The sequence below is a fragment of the Bradyrhizobium sp. SZCCT0231 genome, from assembly GCF_018130245.1.
GTDB lineage: Bacteria > Pseudomonadota > Alphaproteobacteria > Rhizobiales > Xanthobacteraceae > Bradyrhizobium > Bradyrhizobium japonicum_F.
On record NZ_JAFCKP010000011.1, the window covers coordinates 176,880 to 191,512 of the forward strand.

At 65.2% G+C, this 14,633-nt stretch carries 13 protein-coding genes; 11 read left to right on the forward strand and 2 right to left on the reverse strand.

Annotated elements, in window-relative coordinates; translation table 11 throughout:
- Positions 1-37 precede the first annotated feature (37 nt).
- Positions 38-1,564, forward strand: coding sequence for a Do family serine endopeptidase (locus JQ566_RS23740; protein WP_212376332.1), 1,527 nt, complete (start codon positions 38-40; stop codon positions 1,562-1,564).
- Between the two features lie 152 nt (positions 1,565-1,716).
- On the opposite strand, the gene serB is transcribed toward JQ566_RS23740, so the two are convergent.
- Positions 1,717-2,622 carry a phosphoserine phosphatase SerB gene (serB, locus tag JQ566_RS23745; protein ID WP_212376335.1) on the reverse strand — a complete coding sequence of 302 codons (906 nt, stop codon included), beginning with the start codon at positions 2,620-2,622 and terminating at the stop codon, positions 1,717-1,719.
- An 11-nt stretch (positions 2,623-2,633) separates the two neighbouring features.
- Here serB and miaA point away from each other — a divergent pair, with 11 nt between their 5' ends.
- From miaA to ilvC, 8 genes are all read left to right on the forward strand, one after another.
- Complete coding sequence (gene miaA / locus JQ566_RS23750; protein ID WP_212376338.1) at positions 2,634-3,572, forward strand: tRNA (adenosine(37)-N6)-dimethylallyltransferase MiaA; 939 nt, start codon at positions 2,634-2,636, stop codon at positions 3,570-3,572.
- Between the two features lie 329 nt (positions 3,573-3,901).
- Positions 3,902-5,677, forward strand: a complete 1,776-nt coding sequence (locus JQ566_RS23755; RefSeq protein WP_212376341.1) for an acetolactate synthase 3 large subunit — start codon at positions 3,902-3,904, stop codon at positions 5,675-5,677.
- Positions 5,678-5,867: 190 nt separating this feature from the next.
- Positions 5,868-6,821, forward strand: a complete 954-nt coding sequence (locus JQ566_RS23760; protein WP_212376345.1) for a threonine dehydratase — start codon at positions 5,868-5,870, stop codon at positions 6,819-6,821.
- Between the two features lie 214 nt (positions 6,822-7,035).
- A complete protein-coding gene (gene ilvN, locus JQ566_RS23765) occupies positions 7,036-7,578 on the forward strand; it encodes an acetolactate synthase small subunit (protein ID WP_130216172.1) in 543 nt (180 codons plus the stop codon).
- Between the two features lie 3 nt (positions 7,579-7,581).
- Positions 7,582-8,277, forward strand: a complete 696-nt coding sequence (locus tag JQ566_RS23770) for a class I SAM-dependent methyltransferase (protein ID WP_212376348.1) — start codon at positions 7,582-7,584, stop codon at positions 8,275-8,277.
- Positions 8,278-8,319: 42 nt separating this feature from the next.
- Entirely contained in the window at positions 8,320-9,195 is an 876-nt protein-coding gene (locus JQ566_RS23775) for an EamA family transporter (protein WP_212376350.1), read from the forward strand.
- A 7-nt stretch (positions 9,196-9,202) separates the two neighbouring features.
- Complete coding sequence (locus JQ566_RS23780) at positions 9,203-9,805, forward strand: LysE family translocator (RefSeq protein ID WP_212376353.1); 603 nt, start codon at positions 9,203-9,205, stop codon at positions 9,803-9,805.
- A gap of 133 nt (positions 9,806-9,938) precedes the next feature.
- Entirely contained in the window at positions 9,939-10,958 is a 1,020-nt protein-coding gene (ilvC, locus tag JQ566_RS23785) for a ketol-acid reductoisomerase (protein ID WP_027577255.1), read from the forward strand.
- Positions 10,959-11,252: 294 nt separating this feature from the next.
- Here ilvC and JQ566_RS23790 read toward each other — a convergent pair whose 3' ends face one another.
- Complete coding sequence (locus tag JQ566_RS23790) at positions 11,253-11,873, reverse strand: hypothetical protein (protein WP_212376356.1); 621 nt, start codon at positions 11,871-11,873, stop codon at positions 11,253-11,255.
- Between the two features lie 106 nt (positions 11,874-11,979).
- Between JQ566_RS23790 and JQ566_RS23795 the strand changes: the two genes are divergently transcribed.
- Both JQ566_RS23795 and JQ566_RS23800 read left to right on the forward strand, forming a co-directional pair.
- The gene (locus JQ566_RS23795; RefSeq protein WP_249139759.1) at positions 11,980-12,633 is read left to right on the forward strand and encodes a TetR/AcrR family transcriptional regulator; all 654 of its coding nucleotides are present in this window, start codon (positions 11,980-11,982) and stop codon (positions 12,631-12,633) included.
- A gap of 204 nt (positions 12,634-12,837) precedes the next feature.
- The gene (locus tag JQ566_RS23800) at positions 12,838-14,550 is read left to right on the forward strand and encodes a sulfatase-like hydrolase/transferase (RefSeq protein ID WP_212376362.1); all 1,713 of its coding nucleotides are present in this window, start codon (positions 12,838-12,840) and stop codon (positions 14,548-14,550) included.
- Positions 14,551-14,633 lie beyond the last annotated feature (83 nt).

Genomic DNA, 14,633 nt, shown 5'->3' on the forward strand with positions numbered 1-14,633 from the left:
GCAGTCTGGCGCCGAATCCCTTTGTCTGGAGATCACAATGACCGCTGCCACCACTGCCCCGTCCCGCTCGCGCCGTTGCGTGCGACTTGGTGTGCGAATTGGGCTGGCCGCGCTCGCCGTCGGTGCTTTCAGCGCATTCGGCACGCCGACCCATGCGCGCGGACCGGATGGCATCGCCGACGTCGCCGAGAAGGTGATCGACGCGGTCGTCAACATCTCGACCTCGCAGACGCTCGAGACCAAGGGCGGCGGCAGCAACACCATGCCGCAACTGCCGCCCGGCTCGCCGTTCGAGGAGTTCTTCGACGACTTCTTCAAGAACCGCCGGGGTCCCGGTGGCGGCAGCAAGGGCGGCGAGCGCGGCGACAACAACCCGCCGCGCAAGACCAACTCGCTCGGTTCCGGCTTCATCATCGACACGTCAGGCGTCGTCGTCACCAACAACCACGTCATTGCGGATGCCGACGAGATCCACGTCATCCTCAACGACGGAACCAAGATCAAGGCCGAGCTGGTCGGCGTCGACAAGAAGACCGATCTCGCCGTGCTCAAGATCAAGCCGCCGAAGCCGCTGGTCGCGGTGAAGTTCGGCGATAGCGACAAGCTGCGCCTCGGCGACTGGGTGGTCGCGATCGGCAACCCCTTCAGCCTGGGCGGCACGGTGACCGCCGGCATCGTCTCGGCCAAGAACCGCGACATCTCCTCAGGGCCGTATGACAGCTACATCCAGACCGACGCCTCCATTAATCGCGGCAATTCCGGCGGTCCGCTGTTCAACCTCGACGGCGACGTCATCGGCGTCAACACGCTGATCATCTCGCCCTCCGGCGGCTCCATCGGCATCGGCTTCGCCGTGCCGTCGAAGACGGTAGTGGGCGTCGTCGACCAGCTCCGCCAGTTCGGCGAGCTGCGCCGCGGCTGGCTTGGCGTGCGTATCCAGAGCGTCACCGACGAGATCGCCGAGAGCCTCAACATCAAGCCCGCGCGCGGTGCGCTGGTCGCCGGCGTCGACGACAAGGGCCCGGCCAAGCCCGCCGGCATCGAGCCCGGCGACGTCGTCGTCAAGTTCGACGGCAAGGACGTCAAGGACCCGAAGGACCTGTCCCGCGTCGTCGCCGATACGGCGGTCGGCAAGGAGGTCGATGTCGTCATCATCCGCAAGGGCCAGGAAGAGACCAAGAAGGTCACGCTCGGCCGCCTGCAGGATCCGGAAAAGGTGCAGGCCGCGGTGAAGACCGACGAGCCGGCGCCCGAGAAGCCGGTGACTCAGAAGGCGCTTGGCCTCGATCTCGCAACGCTGAGCAAGGATCTGCGCACGCGCTACAAGATCAAGGACAGCGTCAAAGGCGTGGTCGTCACCAACGTCGACGCCAATTCGGACGCCGCCGAGAAGCGCCTGTCTGCCGGCGATGTCATCGTCGAGGTGGCGCAGGAGGCGGTGTCGAGCGGCTCCGACATCCAGAAGCGCGTCGATCAGCTCAAGAAGGACGGCAAGAAATCGGTGCTGCTGCTGGTCTCGAACGGCGAGGGCGAGCTGCGCTTCGTCGCGCTGAGCGTGCAGTAAGGGGAGCTGTTCGCGCCACACTCACTGTCATCACCCGCCTAGTGCGCAATTGCGCACAGGGGCGGTGATCCAGTATTCCAGAGCCAGTGCGGGATACGGAGAAGCCGCGGCGTACTGGATGCCCCGCCTTCGCGTGGCATGACGGGGAGGCTTTACCCCTCCACGAACTCGTCCCGCCGATACCCCTGCGCATAGAGCAACGCGGTGAGATCGCCATGATCGATCCGCGCCGCAGCGGCGGCCGCAACGGCCGGCTTGGCGTGATAGGCCACACCCAGCCCCGCCGCCTGGATCATCGCGAGATCGTTGGCGCCGTCGCCGACCACGACCGAGTCGATGTCGTCGAGATCGAACGACTCCATCAAATCCACCAGCGTCGCCAGCTTCGCGGCGCGGCCGAGGATCGGCTCCTTCACCTCGCCGGTGAACTTGCCGTCGCGCACGACGAGCTCGTTGGCGCGGTTCTCCTGGAAGCCGATCTTGGCGGCGACCGCGCTCGTGAACACGGTAAAACCGCCGGAGACGAGGCAGGTATAGGCGCCGTTCGCGCGCATGGTCGCGACCAGCTCACGGCCGCCGGACGTCAGCGTGATGCGCTTGTCCAGCACCTCGTCGACGACGCTGGCGGGAAGATCCTTCAGCAGCGCGACGCGCTCGCGCAGCGCCGGCTCGAACTCGATCTCGCCGCGCATCGCGCGTTCGGTGATGCCTGCGACATGGGCCTTCATCCCGACCAGGTCGGCGAGCTCGTCGATGCATTCCTGGCCGATCATGGTGGAATCCATGTCGGCGAGAAAAAGCTTCTTGCGCCGGAAGCCGACTGGCTGCACGACGATGTCGATGGGCAGGTCGCCGCGGAGCTCGCGCAACCGCTGCTCGATGGCGTGGCGGTCGCCTTCGAGGTTACTGTCGGCGCCGAAGGGAATGTCGACCGCAACCCCGTCGAACAGCCAGCGCGCGGGAGCTGCCTGAGGCAGCACGGCGCGGGCGCCGTCGACGATGGTCGAGTCGAGCGCGGGATTGTCAGGGTTGCAGATCAGCGTGGCAACGAGGGACATTTGAGGTTTTCGTGAGCGAGGGGCATTCAGGCAAGGCCGTGCTTATCGCAGGCCCGACCGCCAGCGGCAAGTCGGCACTGGCGCTCGAGCTCGCGCTCGCCACCAACGGTGTCGTCATCAATGCCGATTCCATGCAGGTCTACCGCGACCTCCGCATCATCACGGCGCGGCCGACAGCGGCGGATGAGGCGCTCGTGCCGCATCGTCTCTATGGCCATGTCGATGCCGCCGTGAACTTCTCGGCTGGAGCCTGGGTAAGTGACGCGGCGAAGGCGCTCGATGAAGCAAGGACCCAGGGCCGTCTGCCGATCTTCATCGGCGGCACCGGGCTTTATTTCAAGGCGCTGACGGCCGGCCTCTCCGTGGTGCCGCCGATTCCTGCCGAGGTGCGCGACGATGTGCGCGCGCGGCTGGAACGGAACGGCGTCGAGGCGCTGCACGCGGAACTCGCGCGCCGCGATCCGCGCGCGGCCGAGCGATTGAACCTGCGCGACCGCACCCGGATTGCGCGCGCGCTCGAGGTGATCGAGGCAACCGGGCGTTCGCTGCTCGACTGGCACCGGGAGGGGCAGCCACCGCTGCTGCCGAAGGACAGTTTTCGCGCGGTGTTTCTCGCCCCCGAACGCGACGAGCTGTATGCCCGCATCGATGCCCGCTTCGATGCCATGCTGGGTGCCGGTGCGCTCAGGGAAGTCGAGCGGCTCGCCGCCAGATACCTCGATCCGCTGCTGCCGGCGATGAAAGCCCATGGCGTGCCCGCCTTGATCCGCCATCTGCGCGGCGAGTTCAGCCTGGAGGAGGCCGCCAGCATTGGGTGCGCCGACACCCGCCATTACGCCAAGCGGCAATTCACCTGGTTCCGGCACCAATTGCCAGAGTTCGAATGGGTGAAGCCGGATGCGGCGAGGGGATGGCTCGCGGCGATCGTGAATGCGGCGGACCCGGGTTGACGCGCTTTTGTGCGCGGTTCCGGGAATTTACCCCTCGCCGAACCCCGGGAACACCGCTACACTGCCAAAATCGCGCGGAAGCGGCCGCATTGCCTTGACATCCGGGCTTTGGCCGCTATGTTTCGCGCAACCTTTGGGAAGCCGAGCGCCTGCCATGCGTAACATTATTACCAAACTCCTTATCGCCGTCGTACCCAGGCACACCGCCGGGGATGGCTAGCTGCCATCCACAAGACAGGCGGTGTGCATGGGCCCTCTTCGGGGCCTTTTTTATTTCCCGAACCCGACACGAATGAAGCCGCTGGCAACAGCGCATCCGGAGCAAGCCAATGAGCGACAAGAGCCACGATCCGAACCAGATGACCGGCGCCGCGATGATCGTCCGCGCGCTCATCGATCACGGCGTGACCGACATTTTCGGCTATCCCGGCGGCGCCGTGCTTCCGATCTACGACGAGATCTTCCAGCAGAGCGAGGTCCAGCACATCCTGGTCCGCCACGAGCAGGGCGCGGGCCACGCCGCCGAGGGTTATGCGCGTTCGACCGGCAAGCCCGGCGTTGCGCTGGTGACCTCCGGCCCCGGCGCCACCAACATGGTGACGCCGCTCACCGATGCGCTGATGGACTCCATTCCGCTGGTCTGCATCTCCGGCCAGGTGCCGACGCATCTGATCGGCAACGACGCCTTCCAGGAATGCGACACCGTCGGCATCACGCGTCCCTGCACCAAGCACAATTGGCTGGTGCGCGACGTCAACGATCTCGCCAAGGTGCTGCACGAAGCCTTCTACGTCGCAACCTCCGGCCGTCCCGGGCCGGTGCTGGTCGACGTTCCCAAGGACGTGCAGTTCGCGACCGGCACCTATCATCCGCCGCGCAAGTCCGACGTGCACCGGTCCTACGCGCCGCGCGTGAAGGGCGATGCGACGCAGATCCGCAAGGCCGTCTCGCTGCTCGCGAACGCCAAGCGCCCCGTGATCTACAGCGGCGGCGGCGTGATCAATTCCGGCCCCGAGGCAACCAAGCTGCTGCGCGAACTGGTCGAGGTCACCGGATTCCCGATCACCTCGACGCTGATGGGCCTCGGCGCTTATCCGGCGTCTGGCAAGAACTGGCTCGGCATGCTCGGCATGCACGGCACCTACGAGGCCAACATGACCATGCATGATTGCGACGTCATGCTGTGCGTCGGCGCGCGCTTCGACGACCGTATCACCGGCCGCGTCGATGCGTTCTCCCCGGGCTCGAAGAAGATCCACATCGACATCGATCCGTCCTCGATCAACAAGAACATCCGGGTCGACGTGCCGATCATCGGCGATTGCGGCAACATCCTCGGCGACATCCTCCAGGTGTTCAAGGCGGAGGCGAAGAAGCCCGACGTCAAGTCGTGGTGGCAGCAGATCGCGCAATGGCGCGCCCGCAACTCGCTCTACTACAAGAAGAGCGACGACGTCATCCTGCCGCAGCACGCGATCCAGAGCCTGTTCGAGGCGACGCGCGGCAAGGATACGTACATCACGACCGAGGTCGGCCAGCATCAGATGTGGGCGGCGCAGTTCTACGGCTTCGAGGAGCCGCATCGCTGGATGACGTCGGGTGGTCTCGGCACCATGGGTTATGGGCTGCCGGCCGCGGTCGGCGTGCAGGTTGCCCATCCCGATAGCCTCGTCATCGACATTGCGGGCGATGCCTCGGTGCAGATGACGATGCAGGAGATGTCGACGGCCGTGCAGTACGAGCTGCCGATCAAGATCTTCATCCTGAACAACCAGTACATGGGCATGGTGCGGCAGTGGCAGCAGCTGCTGCACGGCAACCGCTTGTCGCATTCCTACTCGGAGGCGCTGCCGGACTTCGTCAAGCTCGCGGAAGCCTATGGCGCCGTCGGTCTCCAGGTGTACAAGCCTGCGGATCTCGAGGGCGCCATCAAGGAAATGATCTCGGTCAAGCGTCCGGTGCTGTTCGACTGCCGCGTCGCGGCGCTCGAAAACTGCTTCCCGATGATCCCCTCCGGCAAGGCGCACAACGAGATGCTGCTGCCGGAGCAGGCCAACGACGAAGCCACCGCCAAGGCGTTCGCCGCCGGCAAGGCGCTGGTGTGAGCGCGATGGTCACAAACTCCGCTGTCATCGCCCGGCTTGACCGGGCGATCCAGTACGCCGCGGCCTCTCGATCAATCTCAGGGGGCTCTGGAATACTGGATCCCCGCCGGAGCCTGTCATGGGGCTCGCCGAAGGCGAGACCCGGTGGCGGGGATGACAGCTGCATGAGATGGTCGATGGAAGGACCACAATGTTCGACCTGAAGGAGCTCGAGCGCGCACATGCGATCGTGGGGCAGGCGGTGCCGGCAACACCGGCGCATGCCTGGCCGCTGCTCGCCGAGCGTCTCGGCACCGAGGTCGTAGTCAAGCACGAGAACCACACCCCGATCGGCGCCTTCAAGGTGCGCGGCGGGCTCGTCTATCTCGAACGGCTGAAGCGCGAGCGGCCGAGCACATCAGGCATCATCTCGGCGACGCGCGGCAACCACGGTCAGAGCCTGGCCTTTGCCGCGGGACGCCACGGCGTGCCGGCGGTGATCTATGTGCCGCGCGGCAACTCGGTCGAGAAGAACCGCGCGATGAAGGCCTTCGGCGCCGAGCTGGTCGAGCATGGCGAGGACTTTCAGGCGGCAGCCGAAGAGGCCCGGCGGCGCGCCCAATTTACCGGCCTGCACATGGTGCCGTCGTTCCATCCCGATCTCGTGCTCGGCGTCGCCACCTATGCGCTCGAGTTGTTCAGGTCGGCGCCCGATCTCGACGTCCTCTACGTGCCGATCGGGCAGGGCTCCGGCATCTGCGGCTGCATCATGGCGCGCGACCTGCTCGGCCTGAAGACCGAGATCGTCGGCGTGCAGTCGACGGAAGCGCCGTCCTACGCGCTGTCGTTCGCCGCCGGCAAGATCGTGACGACCGAAACCAGCAACACGCGCGCCGACGGCATGGCGACGCGCATTCCGGACGCGGATGCGTTCGCGCTGATCCGCAAGGGCGCCTCGCGCATCGTGGAGGTCACCGACCACGAGGTCGCGGCCGCGATCCGCGCCTACTGGACCGATACGCACAACCTCGCCGAAGGCGCCGGCGCCGCCGCGCTCGCCGCGGCTCTGCAAGAAAAGAGCAAGCTGAAGGGCAAGCGCGTCGGTCTCGTGCTGTCCGGAGGCAACATCGATTTCGATCTGTTCAAGCGATGGGTGGTCGCATGATTGCGCGAGCGCCCGCCAAATACACCGCTGTCATCGTCCGGCTTGCCGCCTCCGCTAAAGCTTCGGCGCGCCTGAATCCGCAAACCCCGTCGAAGCCTTGGCGTAGACGGGACCGGACGATCCAGCACGCCGCGGCCCTGGTGGGAATCTCGACGCCGGTGACTACTGGATGCCCCTTCGCGGGGCATGACAACAAAGAATAGAGGGGACGACAATGAACCAGCCCGCATCCGCCTATTTCATCGAGGACCGTCACGATCCCAACGAGACGCACACGCTCGCGGTGCTCGTGCAGAACGAGCCGGGCGTGCTCGCGCGCGTCATCGGCCTGTTCTCGGGGCGCGGCTACAACATCGAGAGCCTCACGGTCTCGGAGACCGAGGCCCAGAAGCATCTGTCGCGCATCACCATCGTCACGACAGGCACGCCGATGGTGATCGAGCAGATCAAGCACCAGCTCGACCGCATGATCCCGGTCTACCGCGTCGTCGACATGACCCAGACCAAGCGCTCGATCGAGCGCGAGCTGGCGATGGTGAAGGTGCGCGGGCAGGGCGAGCATCGGGTCGAGGCGCTGAGGCTGGCGGACGCGTTCCGCGCCCGCGTGATCGACGCCACCACCGAGAGCTTTGTGTTCGAGATCACAGGCAATACGGACAAGATCAATCAATATATCGATCTGATGCGCCCGCTCGGCCTTGTCGAGGTGTCGCGCACGGGTGTTGCCGCGATCGGTCGCGGGCCTGAAGGAATGTGAACCATGCTGGCGCGCGACTGGTACTACAACGAGCGGAACCGGATGGGGATCGAGCCCGCGGTGGCGTCGATCTACGACAATCATGACGATGCCGATCTGCGGGCGCGCGCCGCGCTGAAAATGCTCGGGGTCCAGCGCGGCTGGCGCATCGCCGACATCGGCTGCGGCAACGGCGTGCTCGCCACCGAAGCGGCGCTGATGGGCGCCGAGGCCGACGCCATCGACATCTCGCCCGCGATGCTGGCGCTCGCCGAGATCTACGCCCGTGACCGCAAGGCGCCGGTTCGCACCGAGTCCGCCGGCCTGCTCAGCTTCGCCTACCGGCCGGAATCCTACGACCTGATCGTCAGCGAGTTCACGCTGCACCATCTGCCCGATTTCTGGAAGGCGGTGGCGATGTCGCGGATCTATCGCGCCCTGAAGCCGGGTGCGAGCTTTTACTTGCGCGACATCGTCTATGTGTCGATGCCTGACGCCATCGAGCGCGACGTCGAGCAATGGGCCGACTTCCAGATCAAGAACCACGATTTCTCGCGCGAGGGCGTGGTGACGCATATGCGCGACGAATATTCCACCTTCGGCTGGGTGATGGAGCGGATGCTGACCGACGTCGGCTTCACGCTGGTCTCGGCCGACTACCACGCACCGATGCACGGCACCTATCTGCTGCGGAAACCGAAAGCCGGCGAGCAAGGCTGAACAACAACAGGGCTGCCTGACAGGGCAGGACCGGAAACAACAATGAAGCCGGCCGACATCCTCATCGCCGTCATGGTGGCGATCATCTGGGGGCTTGCCTTCGTGGCGAGCCGGATCGCGCTCGACGAGCTTTCGCCGGAACTGATGACGGCGTTGCGCTTTACGGTCGCCGCGGTGCCGTGCCTGTTCATTCCCAAGCCGAAGATCGCCTGGTCGCTGCTGATCGCGATCAGCTTCACGTTGTTCCTTGGTCAGTTCCTGTCGCAAGCCTACGGCATCGCCCACGGGGTGCCGGTGGGCCTGACCAGCGTCGTCGTGCAGAGCCAGGCGCTGTTCACGATCGGCTTCGCCGCGCTTGCGTTCGGCGAGCGGCCGACGCCGATGCAGACTCTGGGCACCGTTATCGCCGCGGCCGGCCTTTTGATGATCTGCGGCACCGTCGGCTATGATTTCAGCGTTGCCGCCTTTGCGGTGCTGATGATCTCACCGGTCAGCTTTGCCGTCGGCAATCTTCTGCTGCGCGGCGCCCGCGGCGTGCCGATGTTCGACCTGTTCGCCTGGCTGTGCTTCGCCTCGGCCGTGCCGCTGTTTGTGCTGGCGCTGATCGCCAACGGGCCGGCGCCGACCTGGACGTCGCTGACGCACATGTCGCTCGCATCGGCGCTCTGCATGCTGATGCTCGGCGGCGTCTCCACCAGCGTCGCCTATTGGCTGTGGGGCCGCCTCTTGCGTGACTATCCCGTAGCCCAGGTGGTGCCGTTCGCACTGCTGGTGCCGTTCGTCGGCTCGGCCGCCTCCAGCATCGTGTTCGGCGAGCGGTTCGGACCGCTTCGCCTTGCCGGCATGCTGACCGTGATCGGCGGTATCGCCGTGATGGTGCTGGCGAAGCGCCCGCAAGTTCTGTCGAAGACTGCGTGAGGTGGATATGACCTACTCGCTATTCTATGCCTTCCTCGCCTTCATGGTCGTGATGTACTTCACGCCCGGGCCGAACAACATCATGCTGTTGTCCTCGGGCCTGACCTACGGCTTCCGCCGCACCATCCCGCACATCGTCGGCATCGTCATCGGCTTTGCCTTCATGGTTGCTGCGGTCGGCCTCGGGCTTGGCACCGTGTTCCTGGCCTATCCGATCCTTCAGACCGTCTTGAAATATGCCGGCGCCGCCTACCTGATTTACCTGGCCGCCGTGATCGCCATGTCCGGTCCGGCCCAGCCGGGCGAGGAGAAGGCCCGCGGCCCGATGACCTTCTGGGGCGCGGCCATGTTCCAGTGGATCAATGCCAAGGGCTGGGTGATCGTGATCGGTACCATCACCGCCTATGCTGCGATCGCCCAATTCCCGCTCAACATCGCTATCCAGACCGTGATCAGCCTCATCGTCGGCACGGTCTCGACCGTGGTCTGGGCCCTGTTCGGCACTGCACTACGGCCGGTGCTGACCTCCGAGCGGCTGGTGCGCGCCTTCAACATTCTGATGGCGATCCTGCTGCTCGCTTCCCTCTACCCCGTTTTCATGGATGCATGATGTCGCGGATTTCCATGCAGAAACGGGTTTCCCTCAGGGCTGAAAATGCTCTAGACAGCCCCCGAAATCCGCAAATTTCACCCTTCGGACACTGACCATTGGCCGATTTTCGGCCCTGAACGAGGAAACGACTATGCGTGTTTATTACGATCGCGACGCCGACCTGAACCTGATCAAGGGCAAGAAGGTCGCCATCGTCGGCTACGGCAGCCAGGGCCACGCCCATGCGCTCAACCTGAAGGATTCCGGCGTCAAGGAAGTCGCCATTGCGCTGCGCAAGGGTTCGGCCTCGGCCAAGAAGGCGGAAGCTGCCGGCTTCAAGGTGCTGGAAGTCGCCGAAGCCGCCAAATGGGCCGACCTCGTCATGATGCTGACCCCGGACGAGCTCCAGGGCGACATCTATCGCGAGCACCTGCACGACAACATGAAGAAGGGCGCCGCCCTCGTGTTCGCGCACGGCCTCAACGTCCACTTCAACCTGCTCGATCCGCGCGCCGACCTCGACGTGCTGATGATCGCGCCGAAGGGCCCCGGCCACACCGTGCGCTCGGAGTATCAGCGCGGCGGCGGCGTGCCCTGCCTGATCGCGATCGCCAAGGACGTCTCGGGCAACGCCCATGACCTCGGCCTGTCCTACGCCTCCGCCATCGGCGGCGGCCGTGCCGGCATCATCGAGACCACCTTCAAGGAAGAGTGCGAGACCGACCTGTTCGGCGAGCAGGTGGTGCTCTGCGGCGGCCTGGTCGAGCTGATCAAGGGCGGCTACGAGACCCTGGTCGAAGCCGGCTACGCGCCGGAGATGGCCTATTTCGAGTGCCTGCACGAAGTGAAGCTGATCGTCGACCTGATCTATGAAGGCGGCATCGCCAACATGAACTACTCGATCTCCAACACCGCCGAGTACGGCGAGTACGTCACCGGTCCGCGCATCATCACCGACGAGACCAAGAAGGAGATGCGCAAGGTTCTGGCCGACATCCAGGGCGGCAAGTTCGCCCGCGACTGGATGCTCGAGAACAAGGTCAACCAGACCTCGTTCAAGGCGACCCGTGCCAAGCTCGCCGCGCACCCGATCGAGGAAGTCGGCGCGAAACTCCGCGACATGATGCCCTGGATCAAGAAGGGCGCGCTGGTCGACAAGAGCAAGAACTGACGTCTGCGCCGTCATTCCGGGGGCGCGAAGCGCAACCCGGAATCCAGAGGTTGTTGATCGAGATTCTCGGGTGCGCAATTGCGCACCTGAGTTCGCGCTTAACGCGCGCCCCGGAATGACGAGCGAAATTCAAGCTTCGCTCGCCAAGCCAAATCTTAGACCTTGGCGACTATGGTCGAGCGAGATCGCAAACCGCGGTCTCGCTCTTTTCATCTCGGCGAGACATTGCTCTCTCATTCTTTCCGCGACCTGAAGCAGTTGAGCGACTCGGCTCCTGCCAAGTACGGCGTCGCATCAGCCCGCCGGGACGGTCTGCCCACGCGGGTGGCGGGCCATCGCGATGATACGCAGCGCCATCACGATCAGGAGCGGAAGGAGGAACGCGGCATAGAGCGGCATCGCCGGCACACGCTTGCCGAACGACACCATGAACTGGAGCCAGAGGTAATAGCCGCCCACAAGGTGCAGCGCCCGCCAGGCGCGCGGTCCGATCAGCGCGGCGGCGCGGTCGAACGACGTCGCGCTCATGGCAATGATGAAGCCATAGCCGATGCCGCCGAAGATGTAGGAGGCCGCCGAGGTCGCCTCGGCAAATCCGGCCGGATCCATCCTGGCAAACGTGACGATCGCCACCGCGTGGATGGCGTGGGAGACCGCGAAGCTCAAGCCGAGATAGCGGCGGTTGCGCTTCTGCCAGCGCGTCCAGGCATTGGGCCAGAGCCGCGCCGGCGCCGCGGCGCTGAAGGCCAGGCAGAACAACAGGAGCGAGCTTCGCGCCGTGAAGCGGATCACCATGCGGACACCCTCGACCTCGAACTGCCGCATCGAGGCGATCCATAGGCTCAGCGCGACCAGGCTCAGGCAGAGGGCGGCAAGCAGCCGCCAGCCTTCGAACCAGCTTTGACGTTGTGACATGGGCGATCCCCCTTCTATGTAATCATCGATTACATTAGGGGCAGGCGCGATCGTCAATGGTGTAATCATCGCTTACATTCACGTTCGGGTGAGGCTAGAAAGCTCCATGCCTGTCCGCCAGCCGTCCAAGCCGCGCACCCGTCGCCCCGCAGCCGAAGCCCGGCCGTATCATCACGGCGACCTCCGCCGCGTGTTGATCGACGCTGCGCTGCAACTTGCGGCGGAGGGGGCCGAAGTTTCTGTCCGTGAGGCCGCCCGCCGCGCCGCGGTGTCGCCGGGAGCGCCATTCCGGCACTTCCCCAACCGCGATGCCCTGATGGCGGCCGTGGCAGAGGAGGCGCAGCGACGTTTTCGTGCCGAGATCGAGGCGGCGCTAGGCGAGTCTCCGGCCGCTGGCCCGCTCGCCCGCTTCCGTGCCTTCGGCCTGGCCTATCTCCGCTGGGCCCTGCGCAACCCCGCGCATTTCGAGATCATCTCGACGGGGCGCTATTTCGCCCATGGCGGCTCGCCGGAGCTGACACGAGACAATGCCGAGCTGATCGCGCTGACGGAGCAGATGCTGGTTGATGCGGCAGAGCAAGGCCTGCTGCGGTCGGCCGACCTCAAGCGCATCCAGATCGCCGGCCGCGCCCTGGTCTACGGTTTCGCCCGGATGAATCTCGACGGCCACCTTCCGCGCTGGGGCGTCGAGGAGGGTGAGATCGAGCGGATGGCGGAAGGGGTGCTCGACCTGTTCATCGCGGGGATCGCAAAGCCCTAGCGGGCGAGCGGCTCCGGTCGATGCCTTGCGGCGCAGCCCACTCACAATAAGCGAAGGTTGGACCGCACCGCGCGTTGCCTGTCCTTGACCGTTCCGTTACAGTTTTATGACACGGTGCAGGCTTCCGGCTGCCCCGGACGCCCTGGCCGTTTTCAGGCCAGACGGCTTGGCATCACCGCGCCGGACCAGAGTTGCGTGTCGTCGATGGCGTCCGCGCCCAATCCAGGTCCTTCTGCCACCACCGCCGTATTGGCGAGCGTCGCCGCGCTCGGCATCTGGCGGCTGCTCGCCGTTGCGGCGCCGCATCTGGCAGCGCTCGCCCTGATGTACGAGACCGAGATCGATTTCGGCTCGCGCCTGTCCTTCGCACTGGCCTGGGGCATCCTCAACTTCTTCTGGATCACGCTGCTGCGGCGGCCGGCGCTGTCAGGCGCGCTGTCGCTGACCATGGTCGTCGTGCTGATGCTGCTGTCGCGGCTGAAGCACGATGTCGTGCAGATGACGGTCAACTTCATCGACCTGATGATGATCGACCGCGACACCGTCGCGTTCCTGTTCACGATCTTTCCGAATCTGCGCTGGTCGGTGATTCTGGCCGGCCTCGTCACGCTGCCGCTGATGTACGCGCTATGGTGGCTCGATCCGTTCCGCATCCGCCGCCTGCCGGCGCTCGCCTGCAAGCTCGCCTGCCTTGCCGCCCTGGTCGGCTATTCGCTCTATCATCCGGACGAGGCCTGGCGCGGCTATTACGACGACGGCTATCTTTCGAAGTTCTTCCGCTCGGGCGTCACCGCCGTCTCCGACTTCGCGCAATACGGCTTCATGGAATCGGCCGCGGCGACCAACGAGCGGCTCAACATGCCTCTCGTCGATGCCTGCCACCCTGCGGGCCGCCGGCCGAACATCATCATGATCCATGATGAATCCAGCTTCGATATCCGCGCCGCACAGGGCATCAAGGTGCCGCCGCGCTATGGCGATCATTTCAAATCGTGGGACGGCAAGCAGCGCACCTTCCTCGCCGAGAGCAATGGCGGGCCGAGCTGGTTCACCGAATACAACGTGCTCGCAGGGCTCTCCTCGCGCTCGTTCGGTCGCTTCGCCTATTTCGTGACGCGCATCGCCTCGAGCCGCGTCGAGCGTGGCCTGCCGCTGGCGCTGCGCCGCTGCGGCTACGACACGCTGTCGCTCTATCCCGCCCATGGCGGCTTCATGGGCGCGCGCAGCTTCCAGATGACGACCGGCATCGAGCGCTTCCTCGACTCCAGGGATCTCGGCGCCAAGGATGTGGAGCCCGACAGCTTCTTCTACGGCAAGGCGCTTCAGCTGATGGGGCAGCAGCCGCCGAACAGGCCGCTGTTCACCTTCATCTATCTCGGAGCCAATCATTTCCCCTGGGAGACTCGCTTCCGTCCCGACCTGCTGCCGAACTGGCGCGCGCCGGGCAATGTGCCGTCGATCGACGAATATCTGCGCCGGCAGGCCATGAGCGCCGAGCAGTACAAGACGTTCGTTGCCGGCTTGAAGAAGACCTTTCCCGGCGAGCCTTTCCTGATCGTGCGCTATGGCGATCATCAGCCCGAATTTGCGCCGAACCTGCTCGAGCCCGGGCTCGATGAAGGCGCGATCGGCAAGAAGCTCGACGCCTACGATCCGCGCCTCTACGCGACCTATTACGCCATCGACGCCGTCAACTTCGAACCCGTCAGAAGCGCGGCCGTGATGGACACGATCGACGGCCCCTACCTGCCGCTGGTGATCCAGGAAGCTGCCGGCATCCCGCTCGACCCGTCCTTCGCCGAGCAGAAGGCGATCATGCTCCGCTGCAAGGGCATCTTCTACGGCTGCAAGGACGGCGCCGAGGCACGGCGGCTGAACCGGCTGCTGATCGATGCGGGGATGATCCGGGGGCTGTAGCCCTTACCGTCATCCTGAGGATCCGTGGGGTGGGCAAAGCGAAGCGTGCCCACCACCTCTCACACGCATCCAGAGACCCTGGG

Bases quoted from the DNA above. Each gene is read 5' to 3' on its own strand.
- JQ566_RS23740 (WP_212376332.1), top strand. From the start codon at position 38: ATGACCGCTGCCACCACTGCCCCGTCCCGCTCGCGCCGTTGCGTGCGA.
- serB (WP_212376335.1), bottom strand. From the start codon at position 2,622: ATGTCCCTCGTTGCCACGCTGATCTGCAACCCTGACAATCCCGCGCTC.
- JQ566_RS23755 (WP_212376341.1), top strand. From the start codon at position 3,902: ATGAGCGACAAGAGCCACGATCCGAACCAGATGACCGGCGCCGCGATG.
- JQ566_RS23760 (WP_212376345.1), top strand. From the start codon at position 5,868: ATGTTCGACCTGAAGGAGCTCGAGCGCGCACATGCGATCGTGGGGCAG.
- ilvN (WP_130216172.1), top strand. From the start codon at position 7,036: ATGAACCAGCCCGCATCCGCCTATTTCATCGAGGACCGTCACGATCCC.
- JQ566_RS23770 (WP_212376348.1), top strand. From the start codon at position 7,582: ATGCTGGCGCGCGACTGGTACTACAACGAGCGGAACCGGATGGGGATC.
- JQ566_RS23775 (WP_212376350.1), top strand. From the start codon at position 8,320: ATGAAGCCGGCCGACATCCTCATCGCCGTCATGGTGGCGATCATCTGG.
- JQ566_RS23780 (WP_212376353.1), top strand. From the start codon at position 9,203: ATGACCTACTCGCTATTCTATGCCTTCCTCGCCTTCATGGTCGTGATG.
- ilvC (WP_027577255.1), top strand. From the start codon at position 9,939: ATGCGTGTTTATTACGATCGCGACGCCGACCTGAACCTGATCAAGGGC.
- JQ566_RS23790 (WP_212376356.1), bottom strand. From the start codon at position 11,873: ATGTCACAACGTCAAAGCTGGTTCGAAGGCTGGCGGCTGCTTGCCGCC.
- JQ566_RS23795 (WP_249139759.1), top strand. From the start codon at position 11,980: ATGCCTGTCCGCCAGCCGTCCAAGCCGCGCACCCGTCGCCCCGCAGCC.
- JQ566_RS23800 (WP_212376362.1), top strand. From the start codon at position 12,838: ATGGCGTCCGCGCCCAATCCAGGTCCTTCTGCCACCACCGCCGTATTG.